General features: G+C 30.9%; 16 protein-coding genes. 10 read left to right on the plus strand and 6 right to left on the minus strand.

The features are described 5' to 3' along the window. The first annotated feature begins 238 nt into the window (after positions 1–238). On the plus strand, positions 239–1,726 hold the full coding sequence (locus tag J3S90_RS08945; protein ID WP_210645900.1) for an aminotransferase class V-fold PLP-dependent enzyme: 1,488 nt from the start codon (positions 239–241) through the stop codon (positions 1,724–1,726). 80 nt (positions 1,727–1,806) lie between these two features. On the opposite strand, the gene J3S90_RS08950 is transcribed toward J3S90_RS08945, so the two are convergent. Continuing rightward, on the minus strand, positions 1,807–2,676 hold the full coding sequence (locus J3S90_RS08950) for a lysophospholipid acyltransferase family protein (protein WP_210645901.1): 870 nt from the start codon (positions 2,674–2,676) through the stop codon (positions 1,807–1,809). A 115-nt stretch (positions 2,677–2,791) separates the two neighbouring features. Here J3S90_RS08950 and J3S90_RS08955 point away from each other — a divergent pair, with 115 nt between their 5' ends. Continuing rightward, positions 2,792–3,430 carry a rhomboid family intramembrane serine protease gene (locus tag J3S90_RS08955; RefSeq protein WP_210645902.1) on the plus strand — a complete coding sequence of 213 codons (639 nt, stop codon included), beginning with the start codon at positions 2,792–2,794 and terminating at the stop codon, positions 3,428–3,430. Positions 3,431–3,481: 51 nt separating this feature from the next. Next, positions 3,482–4,171 (plus strand): SIMPL domain-containing protein, encoded by a 690-nt coding sequence (locus J3S90_RS08960; protein ID WP_210645903.1) that lies wholly within the window; start codon positions 3,482–3,484, stop codon positions 4,169–4,171. Between the two features lie 128 nt (positions 4,172–4,299). Here the strand turns inward: J3S90_RS08960 and J3S90_RS08965 are convergent, their stop codons facing one another. Both J3S90_RS08965 and J3S90_RS08970 read right to left on the minus strand, forming a co-directional pair. Continuing rightward, entirely contained in the window at positions 4,300–4,950 is a 651-nt protein-coding gene (locus tag J3S90_RS08965; protein WP_210645904.1) for a sugar-binding protein, read from the minus strand. Positions 4,951–5,157: 207 nt separating this feature from the next. Beyond that, positions 5,158–5,718 (minus strand): DUF6642 family protein, encoded by a 561-nt coding sequence (locus J3S90_RS08970; RefSeq protein ID WP_188050843.1) that lies wholly within the window; start codon positions 5,716–5,718, stop codon positions 5,158–5,160. Positions 5,719–6,061: 343 nt separating this feature from the next. Between J3S90_RS08970 and J3S90_RS08975 the strand changes: the two genes are divergently transcribed. The 7 genes from J3S90_RS08975 to J3S90_RS09005 all read left to right on the plus strand — a co-directional run bounded on the left by J3S90_RS08975 (position 6,062) and on the right by J3S90_RS09005 (position 14,369). Further along, a complete protein-coding gene (locus J3S90_RS08975) occupies positions 6,062–6,538 on the plus strand; it encodes a hypothetical protein (protein WP_210645905.1) in 477 nt (158 codons plus the stop codon). A 125-nt stretch (positions 6,539–6,663) separates the two neighbouring features. Continuing rightward, positions 6,664–7,344 (plus strand): response regulator transcription factor, encoded by a 681-nt coding sequence (locus J3S90_RS08980; RefSeq protein WP_210645906.1) that lies wholly within the window; start codon positions 6,664–6,666, stop codon positions 7,342–7,344. Then, a complete protein-coding gene (locus tag J3S90_RS08985; protein WP_210645907.1) occupies positions 7,341–8,603 on the plus strand; it encodes a sensor histidine kinase in 1,263 nt (420 codons plus the stop codon). The genes J3S90_RS08980 and J3S90_RS08985 overlap by 4 nt, the downstream gene beginning before the upstream one ends. A 65-nt stretch (positions 8,604–8,668) precedes the next feature. Then, positions 8,669–9,097: a PepSY-like domain-containing protein gene (locus tag J3S90_RS08990; RefSeq protein ID WP_210645908.1), complete on the plus strand. Its 429-nt coding sequence runs from the start codon at positions 8,669–8,671 to the stop codon at positions 9,095–9,097. Between the two features lie 73 nt (positions 9,098–9,170). Beyond that, positions 9,171–10,412: a TolC family protein gene (locus J3S90_RS08995; RefSeq protein ID WP_210645909.1), complete on the plus strand. Its 1,242-nt coding sequence runs from the start codon at positions 9,171–9,173 to the stop codon at positions 10,410–10,412. Beyond that, positions 10,402–11,331 (plus strand): efflux RND transporter periplasmic adaptor subunit, encoded by a 930-nt coding sequence (locus tag J3S90_RS09000; protein ID WP_210645910.1) that lies wholly within the window; start codon positions 10,402–10,404, stop codon positions 11,329–11,331. Before J3S90_RS08995 ends, J3S90_RS09000 begins: the two co-directional genes overlap by 11 nt. Beyond that, on the plus strand, positions 11,331–14,369 hold the full coding sequence (locus J3S90_RS09005) for an efflux RND transporter permease subunit (protein ID WP_210645911.1): 3,039 nt from the start codon (positions 11,331–11,333) through the stop codon (positions 14,367–14,369). Before J3S90_RS09000 ends, J3S90_RS09005 begins: the two co-directional genes overlap by 1 nt. A gap of 689 nt (positions 14,370–15,058) precedes the next feature. On the opposite strand, the gene J3S90_RS09010 is transcribed toward J3S90_RS09005, so the two are convergent. Genes J3S90_RS09010 through J3S90_RS09020 form a run of 3 tightly spaced genes read right to left on the minus strand, consistent with a single transcriptional unit; the run spans position 15,059 to position 16,571 of the window. After that, positions 15,059–16,009, minus strand: a complete 951-nt coding sequence (locus J3S90_RS09010; protein WP_210645912.1) for a HipA domain-containing protein — start codon at positions 16,007–16,009, stop codon at positions 15,059–15,061. Next, entirely contained in the window at positions 16,002–16,334 is a 333-nt protein-coding gene (locus tag J3S90_RS09015; protein ID WP_210645913.1) for a HipA N-terminal domain-containing protein, read from the minus strand. Before J3S90_RS09015 ends, J3S90_RS09010 begins: the two co-directional genes overlap by 8 nt. Positions 16,335–16,346: 12 nt before the next feature. Then, positions 16,347–16,571 carry a helix-turn-helix domain-containing protein gene (locus J3S90_RS09020; protein ID WP_210645914.1) on the minus strand — a complete coding sequence of 75 codons (225 nt, stop codon included), beginning with the start codon at positions 16,569–16,571 and terminating at the stop codon, positions 16,347–16,349. Between the last annotated feature and the right edge of the window lie 72 nt (positions 16,572–16,643).

A 16,643-nucleotide genomic window follows, 5' to 3' on the forward strand; every position in this document is an offset into this window, starting at 1 on the left:
CGACAAATAAAACCTTTCAAAATATTTTTTGGAAGGTTTTTTTATTTCTAAATTCCTTATAAATAGTTTTGCTTTTAAGAACTGTAGTTTAATCTTATATTTAAATCATAAAAGGAGTATTTATCTTGTGATTTTGGTCTCCATAATCCAAAGAAAACAAAGATTCTTTACTATTAACAAAAGTTGAAAATGACTATTTGAGAAAAATCAATACCTTTGAGGTCTAATTAAATATATAATGATTACCAAAACAGCAACTACAGCTTTAGAACAATATTTTCAACAATTTCGCAAAAACATAATTGGAATAGATCAGGATTTTGAATCTCCATACGGTTCAAAAAAAATTGTTTATACAGATTGGACAGCAAGTGGTCGCTTGTATCGCCCAATTGAAGAAAAATTAATGAATGAATTTGGTCCTTTCGTTGCTAACACACATACAGAAACTACTATTTCGGGTACTGCAATGACAAAAGCGTATCATACAGCACGTCATATCATTAAGAATCATGTAAATGCCAATAGCGATGATGTTTTGATTACTGATGGCACAGGAATGACTGGAGTTGTCAATAAATTTCAGCGAATTTTAGGTTTAAAAGTACCTGAAAATTTAAAAAACTTTATTACCATTCCTGCCGAAAAAAAACCAATTGTTTTTATTTCACACATGGAACATCATTCTAATCAAACTTCCTGGTTAGAGACAATAGCAGATGTTGAAGTAATTCCTTCTTCTGAGGATGGTTTGTTTAGTATTGAAAATTTAGAAATATTATTAGATAAATATAAAGAACGCCCTTTTAAAATTGCCTCTATTACTTCTTGTTCAAATGTTACCGGAATTAGAACTCCCTATCATGATGTTGCCAAAATGATGCATCAACATAACGGACTTTGTTTTGTAGATTTTGCTTGTTCTGGTCCTTATGTAAGTATCGATATGCATCCAAAAGATCCAGAAAGTTATTTAGATGCAATTTTCTTTTCGCCACACAAATTTTTAGGAGGTCCTGGTACAAGTGGTGTTTTAATTTTTAATAAAAAGTTATATCAAAATCTAGTGCCGGATAATCCCGGAGGCGGAACGGTAAGTTGGACTAATCCTTGGGGAGAACATAAATATATAGATAATATCGAGGATAGAGAAGATGGTGGAACTCCAGGTTTTCTTCAAGTGATTAAAACCGCATTAGCCATTCAGTTGAAAGATCAAATGGGTATTGATAATATCTTAAAAAGAGAACACGAAATTGTTGATTATATTTTCTCTGAGTTAGGAAATATATCTAATATAAAAATACTTGCAGGACAGCATCAGGATAGATTAGGTGTAATATCTTTCTTTGTAGAGGATTTGCATTTTAATTTAGGGGTAAAATTACTAAATGATAAATTTGGAATTCAAACACGTGGAGGATGCAGTTGTGCTGGAACTTATGGTCATTTTTTACTACATGTAGATCAAGAAACTTCTAGTAAATTGATTGATGAAATTACATTAGGAGATTTGATTAGAAAACCAGGTTGGATTAGAATGTCTATTCACCCTACGACAACTACTGAGGAAATAGAATATGTTTGTCAAGGTATTAAATCCTTAGCAGAAAATCATAAAACATGGGCATTGGATTACGATTATAACTCTAATACCAATGAGTTTATCAATAAAAAAGCGAAGCCTCTAGAAGATGAATTGGTTAAAAATTGGTTCTCTCTTTAATAATTTGATTGGTAAAAATAAAAAAAAAACACTAAGTCTATTTTTTTAGATTTAGTGTTTTTTTTATTTTACTAATAAGTTTATCTTCTGTGTTTCCATCGTTTATGCGTCCAGAAATAATATTCTGGAGCCTCTAGAATTTGTTTTTCAACTTCTCTTAAAAAAATATCTGTAATTTTAAAATCAGGAATAGATCTCGGGTTGTCAGTAATTGGGATGAAGGTAGCTTCATAGAAACCTCTTTTTACCTTTTTTACTTTAACAAAAAGTACATTTAAATCATATTTTTTAGATAGCATTTCAGCTCCAGTATGAACGGGAACTTCTATTCCCATAAATTTATCCCAATGAAAAGCTCTGTTCATTTTTGGAGATTGATCGCTAGCAAGACCATACATAGCTAGAACACCATTTTTTTCATTCTCGGCCATTAAAGGGATTGTCTTTTTAGTTTCTACTAATTCAGCATCGTATTTAGAGCGTATATTGCGAATGAGTTTATCAAAATATTTATTAGCAATTTTTTTATAAACACCTATTCCTTTAAATTTTGTTTTTGCGTTTATAGATAACAACCACTCCCAACTAGCGTAGTGAGAGGCTAATAAGACAGTGCTTTTTCCTTTGTCTTCATATTCTTTAACCAATTCAATATTTGTAATATGAAATCTTTTGTTCATTTCTTCTGAAGAAATCGACATGGTTTTAATCATCTCTAAAAATAAATCGCACAAGTGATGATATGATTTTTTTTCAATAATAAGTCGCTCCTTATCGCTTAAATGGGGTAAAGCTAAAGCCAAATTTTCTTTAACTGTTTTCTTTCGGTAACCGATCACGTAATAAACGAGTAAGTAAATAAAATCAGAGAACCAATAAAATATTCTAAAAGGGAGTATGGAGATAATCCATAAAAGCGGGAAGGCTAAGAGGAAAATAAGAAGTTGCATGCCGTTATTTTTTATGCAAATATAAGTCAAAAATCTACACTGATATTAATTTTGAGTAGTTACTCTGTGCGTATTTGAGAATGACTATATTTACAACACACAATAAACATACTTTATGAATACCCTTTTGATAGCAATTATTATTGTAAATGTTTTGATTAGTTATAAAGGTTTTAACGACCTTTCTTTTTTTAGAAAATATGAGTTTCATGTAGGAAGTATTAGAGCAGGAGAACAAATAAGAATGTTGTCCTCTGGTTTTCTGCATGTTGATATAACGCATCTGATTTTTAACATGATGACACTGTTCTTTTTTGCTCCAGTGGTCATTAATTTAATGGGTAGTTTTTCATTTGTTTTAATTTATTTTGGAAGTTTGATATTTGGAAGCTTACTCACCATGGCATTTCATAAAGAGGATTATGGTTACAGAGCTGTAGGAGCGTCAGGAGCTGTAACGGGAGTTTTATATTCTGCAATATTATTACAACCAGATATGATGCTCGGAATATTTTTTATTATTCCTATGCCAGCGTATCTTTTTGGAATACTTTATTTACTCTATTCTATTTATGGTATGAGAGCAAAAAATGATAATATTGGTCATACAGCCCATTTTGGCGGTGCAGTAGGAGGCTATTTAATCACATTGATAAAACAACCTTCTTTACTTGTCGATCATACTTTGATGGTGGTTTTATTAGCGATTCCTATTGTAATTCTTTTTGTAATGCAAAAGACAGGAAAACTATAATTGGCATAACTTTTGAAAAGGAATTAGTACAAACACTAAAATTATAAAAAAATGAAAAAAGCACTATTTATATTGTCTATATTATTCGTAACGATGTCATATGGTCAAGAAGTAAAACAGATTCCACAAATCAATGTAAGCGGAGAAGGTAAAATTAAGGTAGTTCCAGATGAAGCAACGATTGCTGTTACTGTTGAAACAAAAGGCAACAACGCTAAAGATGTAAAGAAACAGAATGACGAAAAAATTGACGCTGTTTTGAAATATATTAAAAAAATGAATTTGGCTCCTGCAGATTATAAAACACAACGCGTTTCATTAAATCCGCAATATGATTATGAAAAAAAGAAACACAGTTATAATGCCACTCAAACTATTGAGATCTTATTAAGAGATTTGAGTAAATATGATGAGTTAATGGGAGGTTTAGTTGATAATGGTATTAACAGAATTGATACTGTAACATTTCAATCTTCTAAAATGGCTCAATATGAATCTGAGGCTAGAAAATTAGCGATGAAAGAAGCGAAAATGAAAGCACAAGATTATGTTTCGGTTTTAGGACAAAAAATAGGACGTGCGATGACCATTTCTGATAATTCACAGACGAATTATCCGCAACCCAGATACGCAGCAATGAAAATGATGGAAAGTAGCGATATGAGCGCTCCAAGAGAAACACTTGCAGTAGGAGAAATAAATATTACCGCTAATGTTACTGTTAGTTTTATTTTAGAATAGCAATCAGTCACTAAAATTACATTTAAATTATTAAATGTTTATTGACAGCAAAAAAGAGAAATTGGGCAATAGTTATATAAACTATTATCCAATTTCTCTTTTTTATTATTTAAAATCCAAGTACTGATTTATTCTATTAAATGGAGTATTCCAAATGAGGATGGGGTATGAAAATTTGGGGTTTCAGTTTCTGGATTTACCCAGGAAATCCAAACGGGTTCAAAAATTGATTTTTCTTTTTCGTTATATTTAGCTCTAAACAATCCAGTTTCAATTTTATTGTCATTAATTAAATGAAGCATTTTAAGTGAGAGGATGCTAATGACTCCTTCGATAGTAAAACTATTATCATCTATAGAGGATTTTACCGCCATATTATTTTGTGGCCAGTTCCAATCAAAGTCGAATTTTTTATTAGGATAGGCTACAAAATCCATTATTCTTGAAGCAGTATCAATTTCCAAACAATAGTATGGATTCATTGCATGATTAGATCTAAAAAAAAGTTCTACACGATCCGAACTTCCTATGCTATGAATGCTATCATCTTTTCTATCAATGTGTATCATAGTGTCCGATACTGTAAAACAAAAAAATAAATTCTCACGATCCCATACTGCTTTAAATTCAATTTTTGATGGTTTTTCAGAATCCCAAGGAGAACAAAAATCAGTTAAGACTTGGGCGTTTTTCCATAACGGATTATCACCTTTACCTGTAATTTCAAGTAAATTTTCCTCGACTAAATGTACTTCGTAATTCTTTAATTCTTTAGCCATATTTATTTTTTGAGTTGTTATATGCTTTTATTAATATTATTTAAAAACCCTTCGCAGGATTACCAAATTTAGTCATTATAGACTTCATTTTATAACAAACTCAAAATGATTTACAAGTATTTTATAAATCTTATCATAATAGGCAAAGCAATAGAAAAGCTGTTTTATAAAAATTAATAAAAATGATTTTATCTTTGAAAAATTACTCTAATAGTATAATCTAAAATCAAGAGCTTTACAGGCCTCATAAAATTTCTGATGCAATTCTTCTACGATTGTTACTAAATCAAATTCTTCTTGACATAAACTAAAAAACACTTTGTCTAAATGAATGCTACTAATATTATTAAAAGTAGCTCCGTAGCCTGAAATTGCTCTAGCTCCAGTTACATCTAGAAAGTATTGTGCTTCTTCTGAACTTAAATCTAGAATTTTTTCATTGGCAAAATGAACAATTTTTCCTTTCATTTTTCCCTCAAAAAGTTCCGCAATCTCTTCTAAACTATAAAAATAATCATGTATGCAGATAGAATTTTCTTGACCTTGCATTACTAAATATATGATTTCATAATCTTTAAAATTGTGATCGTCATAAAGTAATGCACCCAAACTCTCCTCAAGTCCTTCTATCGTATCACAATTTTTATAAATGCTAGATACACCATGATTTAAAGCAAGTTCTTCTAAATGTTTCACTATTTCTGTGCTATTTTGAACTTCTATATCAGCAACAGCTTCGAGGCAAAAAATAAATTTATCTTGGTCCATTTTCTTTTTTTACAGATTTTACAGTACTTACAAAAATATGTTTTTAGGTTTATAAATACTTTTAAGAAGTTCAGTTTTGGGAAAATATTCGCATTTTAATAGAAGCGAATACTTTTTAACAAATTAGTAAAAAGAAATTTCAGTTATATTATTTATAGTTGAAACAGTAATCCTTTAAATCTAATTTAAAAAAATATTGATTGAAAATTTTGTAATCTTACATGCAGTAAAGGTCTGAATTTTAAAATTTTAAACTTTAGTTTTAAAAACAAGTACAAAACATACTTTTTCTTTTGTAAATTAGCATAAACCTTAATACTATTATTAATTAATAAAGACTATTATGAAAAATCTTGGTGTGTTTTGTTTATTGTTCTCTTGTGTTATTTTTGGAAGTTGTAAAAATAATCAAAGTGAAAAAATTCCTGTAGCAGCTCCAGAAGAAGCGCCTGTAAAGGTTGAGTGTTATACAGCACTTTACGAAAAAGATACAATAGCATTGAAAATGAATACTTTTAAAGATGGACACATAGCGGGAAACATGGATATGGTTATGGCAAATACACCTAAGTATGTTGGTGAAGTTGCTGGAGAATTTCGTGGTGATACACTTTTTGTTAGTTACACTTACATTCAAGGGAATAATAAAGAGACTACTTTTAAAAACCCTATGGCTTTCTTAAAGCGTGACAATCAACTTATTTTAGGAAACGGAAAAATAGAAGTTACATTAGGTGCTGGTCATTTTGTTTCCGGCGAACCAATAGATTTTGATCGCGTAAAATACAAACTCAATCCAGTAGATTGTGTGACTAAATAAATTTATAATAGAAAGGGAGAGTAATTTCCCTTTTTTTATTTTAAAAACGATTCGATTTAAAATATAAATAACAATTTATTTTTGATTTAAAAATTACTTTTGTTTAAACAAATATCATATCATTAATGAAAATCTTGCTTGTTGAAGATGAAATAGAAATGCAGAAAAGCATTAGCCATTACTTAGGATTAGAGAAAAATAGAGTAGAGGTGGCAAATGATTTTAATTCTGCTTTTGAAAAAATACAAGTGTATGAATATGATTGCGTTTTACTAGATATCACTTTGCCTAACGGAAACGGATTAGACTTAATAAAAGCGATAAAAAATAAAAGATCGAAAACAGGAATAATCATCATTTCTGCTAAAAATTCCTTTGATGATAAAATTGATGGTCTTAATTTAGGAGCAGACGATTACTTGCCAAAACCCTTTTATTTACCAGAATTAAATGCGAGGATAAAAGCATTGATTAGACGTAATAATTTTGATGGTGAGGCTGCAATAATTGTCAATGAAATTAAATTATACCCTGAGGAAAGAAAAGTGTTAATCAACGAAAAACCACTGAACTTGACATCAAAAGAGTTTGATATATTAGTTTATTTCATCGCTAATAAAAATAGAGTAATTCAAAAAAGTGCTATTGTAGAGCATTTATGGGGCGATAATGCCGATCAGTTTGACAATTTTGATTTTATTTACAATCATGTAAAAAACTTAAGAAAGAAATTATTGACGGCCAATTGTACAGATTATATTCAATCAATATACGGGATTGGTTACAGTTTTAAAACAGAATTATGAAGCTACTCACCAAAACCAGTCGGTATTATATCTTGTATACGATTCCGGTAATTTTATTTTCTTCTTTGTTCATTTATTTTTTTCTTTTAAATGAAATTGGTGAAAGTAATCAGTCTTTATTGTTGACTAGAGTTAAAGTAATTGAAAACCATTTAGCTAAAGGAAATAGTTCGGTTTTAACTGTTTTTGAAGCTAATAATGAAGTTTATGTTCAAGAAATTGACAAAAATAAAATCATCCCGCAAAACGTTAAAGATACTTTGATGTATTCTGATATTGATAAAGAATACATTTCGAACAAAATGATTGAAGTTAATAAAATCATCAACGGAAAAAATTATCATATCAAAGTTTGGAAAAGTAATATAGAACTTGATGAGTTAATGGAGGTTGTATTTGTTGTCTTTATCATTTTGTTATTATTCCTTCTTTTAATAACTGTTTATATAAACATTAGAATTTCAAAACTAATTTGGGCACCATTTCTTAATACATTAGCCTATATAAAGAACTTTAATGTTCAGACTAATGATTTTAGAAAATTACAATCTAATGATATCTCAGAATTCAGTGCATTAAATTCCTCGATAAATGGGATGACTTCAAAAATGATTACTGATTATAAAAATCAAAAGAAATTTGCGGAGAATGCATCTCATGAATTTCAAACTCCACTGGCTATAATTAAAGGAAAAATAGATTTATTACTGCAAGATAATACATTGAAGGAAGAAACAATGCAGCTATTAGTTTCTATTGAAGAGGCAACAAGTCGTTTGAGCCGAATTAATAAATCATTGTTATTACTCTCTAAAATAGAAAACCAGCAGTTTATAAAATTAGATATTGTCGCAGTACTTCCTTTAATCGAGAAAATTAAACATTTTAATGAAGACTTTATTTTAGATAAAAACATAGATTTTGTATTTGAAAGTAGTGAGGAATTAGATTTTAAAATCAATTCAGAATTATGTTTTATTTTAATTAATAATTTAATTCAAAATGCAATAAGGCATAATATCGAAAATGGAAAAATTACCATTGCTGTAAATGAGAGAACCTTAAAAATAAGTAATACAGGAGAACAAGAACCACTAAATGAAGTTCTTATTTTTGAACGTTTTGAAAAAAAATCTTCCAATACCAATTCAATTGGATTAGGATTAGCAATTGTAAAACAAATAGCGGAAGCGAATTCAATTGATATTCATTACAAGTATGAAAACAAAGAACACGTATTTTATTTGCATCAGTTTTAAAAAAATACAGAATTGAAATAGATTCCTATTGGATATTTGCTTAATAATTTAAAAAAAGAGCAATTATGAAAAATCTAATTTTAGTTGCCGCAATGGCAATAAGTACAGTAGGATTCGCACAAACTAAAGACAAGAAAGAAGTGCCTAAAGTTGTTAAAAAGGCTTTTCAAAAGGAGTATCCAAATACCAAAGTAAAATGGGATGTGGAGAAAGATGGTTTTGAAGCTGAATTTAAAATGAATGGCAAAGAAGCTTCTGCAGATTATGATAAAGCAGGACATAAATTAGCTACAGAAATTGAAATTAGTAAAACTGAATTCCCTGCAAAAGCGTTGACTTATATCGCAACAACTTATCCAAATAAAAAGATCAAAGAAACGGCTAAAATTACAGACAACAAAAATGTAATTACATACGAAGCAGAGGTTAAAATTGACGGAAAAGACAGTGATTTAATCTTTGATGCTTCTGGCAATTTCTTAAAAAGAAAATAGTTTTTATTACTACAAATTTATTATTAGAACATCTTGTAAATGAGATGTTCTAATTTTTTATATTTACTAAACTATGCGAATTGTTATACTCTACATAACATTATTTTTTTCAATTGCATCTTTTTCTCAAAAAAGAGATGTCGATTTTTTTATTGAAAAAGCAATTTTAAATACTGCTTTATTGAACGATTTGAATAATCAATCTAGTTCTTTAACGATAGATAGTTTATTGTATAAAGCCAATTTAAAACCACAGTTAAGTCTTAATTTAACCGGTAATTATGCGCCTGTAATTAATAATTTCGGATATGACACCGCCATTACTAATGGTCAAAACGTAAACGGAATAGTAAGTTTTTCTCAGAAGATATTTGGCAAAAGCCAAAAAAACAATCAGCTAGGTGCCATTACTTTATTAAAAGACAAAGTAGATTTTAATAAAAAAATCACGGCAAATGATATTACAAAAGCAATCCGACTTCAATATATCGTTACTTTTTCTGATTACAGTCAGTATCTAAATCTTCAACAACAGTTTGGTTTATTGAATAATGAGTTAGAAATTCTAAAAAAGTTCACTCAGAAATCGATTTACAAACAAACGGATTATCTTCTTTTTTTAGCAACAGTGAAGCAACAGGAAATTATGATGATGCAGATGAAAAACCAATTTGAAAATGATTTGCAAATATTAAATTATCTATCAGGCACCAATGAAAAATCAGATATAGTATTAATTCATCCTCAAATCGAATTAAAACAAGCCATTAATGCTGAGAGTTCAATTTACAATCAACAATTTAAAATTGATAGTTTAAGTATTGAGAATCAAAAGCAAAATATTGCAAATACCTATAAACCGTCTGTAACCATATTAGCAGATGCCGGTTATATTTCTACTTTAACGGGGCAGTATTACAAGCATTTTGGTAGTGCTGTTGGTCTTAATCTTTCGGTGCCTATTTACGATGGAAATCAAAGAAAACTGCAAATTACTAAAAACAAATTTGTCTCAGAAACTAACATTGCTTACAAAAGACAATTTGAGCGACAATTCAAACAACAGCAACAGCAGTTAGAATTGAAATTAAGTCAAAACGAAATGATGAATGAGCAACTGCAATCACAGTTAAAAATTAATAAAACATTACTCGACGCTTTTAATAAGCTATTAGTGACTGGAAATGCAATGATACCTGATTTTGTGATTGCGTTAGGTAATTCCTTAACCATTACAAATGCGATTGCTCAAAATAATATGGCAAGATTACTATTGATTAATGAACTTAATTATTGGAACACAAATGAAAAATAAGATAACGATACTTTTTTCCATGGTGCTTTTTTCTATGTTATTGTATTCTTGTAATAAAAAAGAAGCGGCAGTAACGGAGACAGAAACCATAATTCCTGTTACTGTAACTACAGTTGATAATAAAGGAATTGATGATTTTGAAGAGGTTTCAGGTACGGTTTCTTACATTGTCAAAACACCAATTAAGGCTATCATTACTGGTTATGTTACTGCTGTCAATGCGACTACGAATGATAAAGTTGCTAAAGGAAAGCGACTGTTTTCGATAAAAACTAAAGAGTCAATTGCTCTAGGAAATGATGTGAATAAATTAGATCCGAATTTGCATTTTGGGACAGCAGTTTCAATTACATCAAGTTCCAATGGCTTTATTACTGCTGTAAATGTTGAAAAAGGAAACTATGTTCAAGAGGGCGATATATTAGCAGTAATTAATGATTCAGATAATTATGGTGTCGTTATAAATGTTCCTTTCGAACTAAAAAAGTATGTTTCTATTAACCAACAATTATCGGTTTATTTGCCTGATGGCACATCAATTTCTGCAACAGTAAAGCAATTCATCCCTTCGGTAGATACAATGTCTCAAATGCAAAGTATATTTTTAAAAATGAATTCCAATCAAGTTTTACCTGAAAACCTTATTGTTTCGGTACGTATCCCAAAATCGAATAAATCGGATATAATTACGTTGCCAAAATCTGCTATTTTAAGTAATGAAATCGAAACAGAATACTGGGTTATGTTACTCAGAAATGATTCTACCGCTATTAAAGTTCCTGTTCAAATTGGTTTGAAAAACCAAGAAAGAACGGAGATTATAACTCCTAAATTTAATGTTACAGATAGAATAGTCACTTCTGGGAATTATGGAGTAGGGGACACTATTAAAGTGAAAATTATAAATGGTAGCAAGTGATGAATAATTTTTTTGTAAAATATAAAAGCGGACTAAGCACCATTATTTTCTTGCTATTGTTAGGAGGTGTTTTTGCGTATTCTAAAATGCAAACCAGTTTATTTCCTGAAATAACTTTTCCTAAAATTAAAGTGATTGCTGATGCAGGCCAACAACCTGTTGATAAAATGATGGTTACTGTAACCAAGCCATTAGAAAATGCGATAAAGAAAATACCAAATCTAAAAACCGTTCGAAGCACCACCAGTAGAGGTAGTTGTGAAATTTCAGCCTTTATAGATTGGAAATCTGATTTGGATGTTAGTAAACAACAAATTGAGTCCAGGATTAACCAAATTAGAAGCGATTTGCCTGCAAATATCCAAATAACAGTCGAAAAGATGAATCCATCGATTCTACCCGTTATTGGTTATGCTATCGAAAGTAGAAATAGATCTCCTATCGAAATTAAGAAGATTGCCAATTTTACAATTAAGCCATTTCTCTCGCAGGTAGAAGGTGTCAGTGAAGTCCGAGTTGTTGGTGGTAAAGAAAAAGAATATTGGATTGAACTCAATCTGAATAAAATGATTGCCTACGGAATCACGCCAGACGCTATTTCGCAAGTGTTGAACCAAACAAATTTCATTACTTCCAATGGATATTTGGCTGATAATCGCTTTTTATATTTAACATTAACAGACGCTCAAATTGCAACAAAATCGGATTTAGAAAATCTAGTAATTTTAAATAACGGAAAAGGGATTATAACCTTAAAAGATGTGGCTAATGTAGCTTTACAAGAGGCTAAAGAATATATCAAAGTCAATGCTAATGGAAAAGAAAGTGTTTTAATTGCTATTATAAAACAGCCTAATGCCAATTTAATCACTATGTCTTCTGATATGGAATTGAAGTTGAAAGAATTACAAAAAATAATTCCAAGTGATCTAAAAATAACGCCTTATTATGAACAAGCTAGTTTTGTGGGAGATGCCGTAAAAAGTGTTACTGATAGTTTGCTGATTGGACTCTTTTTAGCAATTATAGTAGCTATTTTGTTTTTGAAATCAGTCAAAGCGAGCGCCACTATTTTAATTATAATTCCGGTTACACTCTGCGCTACTTTGTTAGTGTTATATTTTACGGGACAAACGTTTAATATTATGACTTTGGGAGCTATAGCGGCAGCTTTAGGACTTATAATTGACGATGCTATTGTTGTAGTAGAGCAAATTCATAGAACCCACGAAGAGCATCCTGAAGAACCTACTACAGTTTTGTTGCAAAAAGCAATTCAGTATCTTTTTCCTGCAATGGTAGGATCTTCATTATGTACAATTGTTATTTTTCTTCCTTTTGTTTTAATGAGTGGTGTTGCAGGTGCTTATTTTAAAGTGCTAACGGATACCATGATTATCACTTTAGTTTGTTCCTTTTTTGTGACTTGGATATTGTTGCCTGTTGTTTATTTGTTGCTTACTAAAAAAGGAAAAGTTATTTCTGACGAAAAAGTATCAAATGCGCATCATGAGGTGAAAACTCAAAATTGGGTGGCCTATTTTATTGAAAGACCTATCATGAGTTTTGTTTTTTGTGTACTATTAATTGTTTCAATAGTTTTAATTCTCCCGCGATTAGAAACTGGTTTTCTTCCTGAAATGGACGAAGGAAGTATTGTTTTAGATTACGAATCGCCACCAGGCACCTCATTAGAAGAAACGGATAGAATGCTAGTTGAGGTAGAGAGAATAATTCACACGATCCCAGAAGTAGAAGCGTATAGCAGAAGAACTGGTACGCAAATGGGCTTTTTTATAACAGAACCCAATAGAGGTGATTATTTAATTCAACTTAAAAAAGACCGCTCCAAAACTAGTAATAATATTATTGATGAAATTAGATTAAAAGTAGAAACGTCACAACCTGCTCTTCGAATTGATTTTGGTCAAGTAATTGGTGATATGTTAGGTGATTTGATGAGTTCTGTTTCACCTATTGAAGTAAAAGTTTTTGGTAACAACCAAGCTGAACTTCAAAAAATAGCAAAACAAGTCGCTCATATAGTCGAAAAAACGCCAGGAACTGCTGATGTTTTTGATGGCGTTGTGTATGCTGGTCCTTCTATAAGTATTACTCCAAACTATAGTCAATTGTCACAATACGGCATAACTCCAGCTAATTTGCAGTTTCAACTCCAAACTTTATTAGAAGGGAATGTGATTGGTTCCGTATTAGAACTAGATAAAGTAGTACCAATTCGATTGATATATCCAAATACTCAAAATAGAAATTTAGAGGAAATAAGAAAGATTTTTATTTTTTTACCCAATGGAAAATCGATATCTATTACCACTCTTGTCAACATCTCTATCTCAAAAGGAATCGCTGAAATAGAGCGTGAAAACTTGCAAATGATGTGTGTAGTTACCGGAAGGCTAGACAATAAAGATTTGGGAACTGTGATGAAGGATATAAAAAAGGAAGTGTCCAGCCAAGTTGTTCTTCCTAGCGGTTATTACATTGATTATGCGGGAGCTTATAAGGATCAACAACAATCATTCAAAGAATTATTACTAATTTTAGTAGCGTCTTGTTTACTAGTTTTCGGAGTTTTGCTCTTTCTATTTCGAAACTTAAAAGTGGCTTTCATATTACTGTTTGTTTCGGTTCTAGGTATTTCAGGAAGTTATCTCTTACTATTTTTAACAAACACACCACTAAATGTAGGTAGCTATACCGGATTGATTATGATCGTTGGAATTATTAGTGAGAATGCTATTTTTACCTATTTACAATTTAAAGAAACGTATCAAATTTCGAATAATAAAAAACAATCGCTCGTATATGCGATCTCAACAAGGTTAAGACCTAAATTAATGACTGCTATAGGAGCAATCATTGCTTTAATGCCCTTGGCAATTGGTATTGGTACAGGTTCAGAATTGCATCAGCCTTTAGCAATTGCAGTTATTGGTGGTTTTTTGATTGCGATGCCGTTATTATTAATAGTACTGCCTAGTTTGCTATATTATTTTGATATTGAACACAAAGAATAGTAATTTGTTTTTTGCTATTGCCCAACTTTTGAGATTAATCCAAAAATTATTTAATAATTGAAATTCTATATAAAATGAAAAACCCCATAAATCATAAGATTTACGGGGTTATCTTCCCAGTTGCTTTTCAGCTCGCGGAGAAAGAGGGATTTAACACTCTTTGCTATGTGGCTGATATATTGATGATTATATATCTTATTTATTCAAGTGCCCCTATATGTGCCCCTTTAAATATTTCGTAGTTTTTCAACTGTGTTGATAGGTGTAAAAATACGAAAAAAAAACAATAAAAAAGGCCTTTAATTGTCAAAATTTGAACTGGTTTACTATTATTATTTGAACTTGTAAAGTTCAAAATTTGAATAGGTTAATCACAGTTGCTATCCAATAATTAATGGTTCAACCTGTTCCATTTTTAGGCTTGTATATTGGCAAAACTCTTCTATTGATACTAATTCATTCTGAAGCTTGTTGAGTTCTTTTTTAATATTTTGCAACATTCGAATGCTTTGACGATAACTCTTTCCGGTTATGCGTTGTATGTCCTTAGGGTAGATACACAATCTCTTATTATCTGTTCTCATACTCTATCTATAGCTTTGATTAGGCTTTGACTTACTTAAAACTCCTATTGTCTAAGCGCTTATGTTGTGTAAAATTAGAAAATAAAGTAATCGGTTTAGAAGCATTTATAGGAATAACGCAGCATATCTTTCTTCTAACAGCATTTTATATTTTTCTTTGTATGCATCGGATAGGAAAGAGTTATTAAGCCATTGGATGGCGATCGGTTTATTTTTTTGAAATCGTTTCGCTATTCCTTTCAGTTGTTTTTGGTTTAGTCCAAGGTTTACACCTAATCTTTCAAAATGTTCCCATTTTAATTTTTTCTTTTTTCCTTCCAGCGTTAATGCTAATTCCTCGGTGTCGTCCGGGTTTACTATGGCCACGTTTAGTAAATCATAAGCCGGTGCTAACGTCCATGCGTCGCCTGTATTTATCATGGAGAAGTTCTTGAGATGCATATCATTATTTCCTGTTAAAAAGCTAAAAATTGCTAATTCCAAGAAATAGACTTTATCCAATAAGGTATTATCAGAATACTCGTTTAGGGCTTTGCCTATCTTTTCCATCGAGCTTTTGTATTTGTCAAAAGCTTCAGTGATTTGGAACATATCTACCATGTGGATTTTTTCACCTGTTGCTGTCCTGTCAATCCGTTTGGTAATATAGGAAAGCTCTCCGGATTGTAATTGTATCAAGCTTGATTTTACCGTATTAATTCCAAAAGCTTCTGCAATGCGCATGGTTGCATGTTCATTTGCGGGCATTTCAGGAAATTGTTTGGATGGCGGTTTGAAAATATAATTACCACCCAAAGCGCCTACTACGGTGAGACGTCCTTTATTTCCGTCCTGAATTGTGTCATTTACTAGCGAAAGTGATAACTTAGGTTGCACCCCAGGGACCGCCACGCTGCGCTCCACCACATTTAGTGCTAAAGTTGTCATTTGTTGTAGGGTATGTTCAAATGCAGGTTGGAGTTTTGTTCCAAAAAAATCTAAACTGCACTGCTCATGAAAATCGCCTCCAATTGTATCGTCCAATATTTCATAACAATATAAACATTTCTTACTCATCTGTGTTTGGTATTGATTGGACACTAACGGCTCCGATACAATTTTGGCAACAGGCCAATAGTAATCCCATACGGTCGTTTTGATTAATTTTCCAGTTTTTGGATGCGATATCCAGTAGCCAGCCTTCCGGAATTAGCCCTTCAAAAAAAGGAAATAATCGTTTATCGGTATATATTTTGGTGTTTACCGGCATCGTAAATGTGATGAACTGTTTTGGATACTCTTTTATATACTTTTCTTCATACTGAAAGGTATATTCTCCCTCATCTGTTTCGGTTAGTATTCCCGCTAAGACGTCTTTATAATATATTGCTGCCTTTCTCATTATTCTTTCTCATTATTCTTTCTTATCATTTTTAGATAATTCTCTTGCATTTACCGGTGCTAGGGTATGCCCGAACATTCTGAGCACCTGATTTACCTTCTCCAGATTTAGATTTTCCTTGCCTTGCTCTATTTTTCTAATAACGGTAAGTGCCACTCCAGCCCGTTCCGCAAATGCTTCTTGTGTGAGGTTTACTTCATTTCTTTTTTCTTTTACAAAGTCGGCTAGTGTTATCATGGTTATATGCATTTACATCGAATTAATACAAATATAATGAATTATATGTAAAAGCATATAGTTTTATTAATT

The sequence above is a fragment of the Flavobacterium flabelliforme genome (assembly GCF_017948675.1).
GTDB classification, from domain to species: domain Bacteria; phylum Bacteroidota; class Bacteroidia; order Flavobacteriales; family Flavobacteriaceae; genus Flavobacterium; species Flavobacterium pygoscelis.

Excerpts from the sequence above, each read along its gene's own strand:
- J3S90_RS08945 (WP_210645900.1), top strand. The coding sequence starts at position 239 with ATGATTACCAAAACAGCAACTACAGCTTTAGAACAATATTTTCAACAA.
- J3S90_RS08950 (WP_210645901.1), bottom strand. The coding sequence starts at position 2,676 with ATGCAACTTCTTATTTTCCTCTTAGCCTTCCCGCTTTTATGGATTATC.
- J3S90_RS08955 (WP_210645902.1), top strand. The coding sequence starts at position 2,792 with ATGAATACCCTTTTGATAGCAATTATTATTGTAAATGTTTTGATTAGT.
- J3S90_RS08960 (WP_210645903.1), top strand. The coding sequence starts at position 3,482 with ATGAAAAAAGCACTATTTATATTGTCTATATTATTCGTAACGATGTCA.
- J3S90_RS08965 (WP_210645904.1), bottom strand. The coding sequence starts at position 4,950 with ATGGCTAAAGAATTAAAGAATTACGAAGTACATTTAGTCGAGGAAAAT.
- J3S90_RS08970 (WP_188050843.1), bottom strand. The coding sequence starts at position 5,718 with ATGGACCAAGATAAATTTATTTTTTGCCTCGAAGCTGTTGCTGATATA.
- J3S90_RS08975 (WP_210645905.1), top strand. The coding sequence starts at position 6,062 with ATGAAAAATCTTGGTGTGTTTTGTTTATTGTTCTCTTGTGTTATTTTT.
- J3S90_RS08980 (WP_210645906.1), top strand. The coding sequence starts at position 6,664 with ATGAAAATCTTGCTTGTTGAAGATGAAATAGAAATGCAGAAAAGCATT.
- J3S90_RS08985 (WP_210645907.1), top strand. The coding sequence starts at position 7,341 with ATGAAGCTACTCACCAAAACCAGTCGGTATTATATCTTGTATACGATT.
- J3S90_RS08990 (WP_210645908.1), top strand. The coding sequence starts at position 8,669 with ATGAAAAATCTAATTTTAGTTGCCGCAATGGCAATAAGTACAGTAGGA.
- J3S90_RS08995 (WP_210645909.1), top strand. The coding sequence starts at position 9,171 with ATGCGAATTGTTATACTCTACATAACATTATTTTTTTCAATTGCATCT.
- J3S90_RS09000 (WP_210645910.1), top strand. The coding sequence starts at position 10,402 with ATGAAAAATAAGATAACGATACTTTTTTCCATGGTGCTTTTTTCTATG.
- J3S90_RS09005 (WP_210645911.1), top strand. The coding sequence starts at position 11,331 with ATGAATAATTTTTTTGTAAAATATAAAAGCGGACTAAGCACCATTATT.
- J3S90_RS09010 (WP_210645912.1), bottom strand. The coding sequence starts at position 16,009 with ATGAGTAAGAAATGTTTATATTGTTATGAAATATTGGACGATACAATT.
- J3S90_RS09015 (WP_210645913.1), bottom strand. The coding sequence starts at position 16,334 with ATGAGAAAGGCAGCAATATATTATAAAGACGTCTTAGCGGGAATACTA.
- J3S90_RS09020 (WP_210645914.1), bottom strand. The coding sequence starts at position 16,571 with ATGATAACACTAGCCGACTTTGTAAAAGAAAAAAGAAATGAAGTAAAC.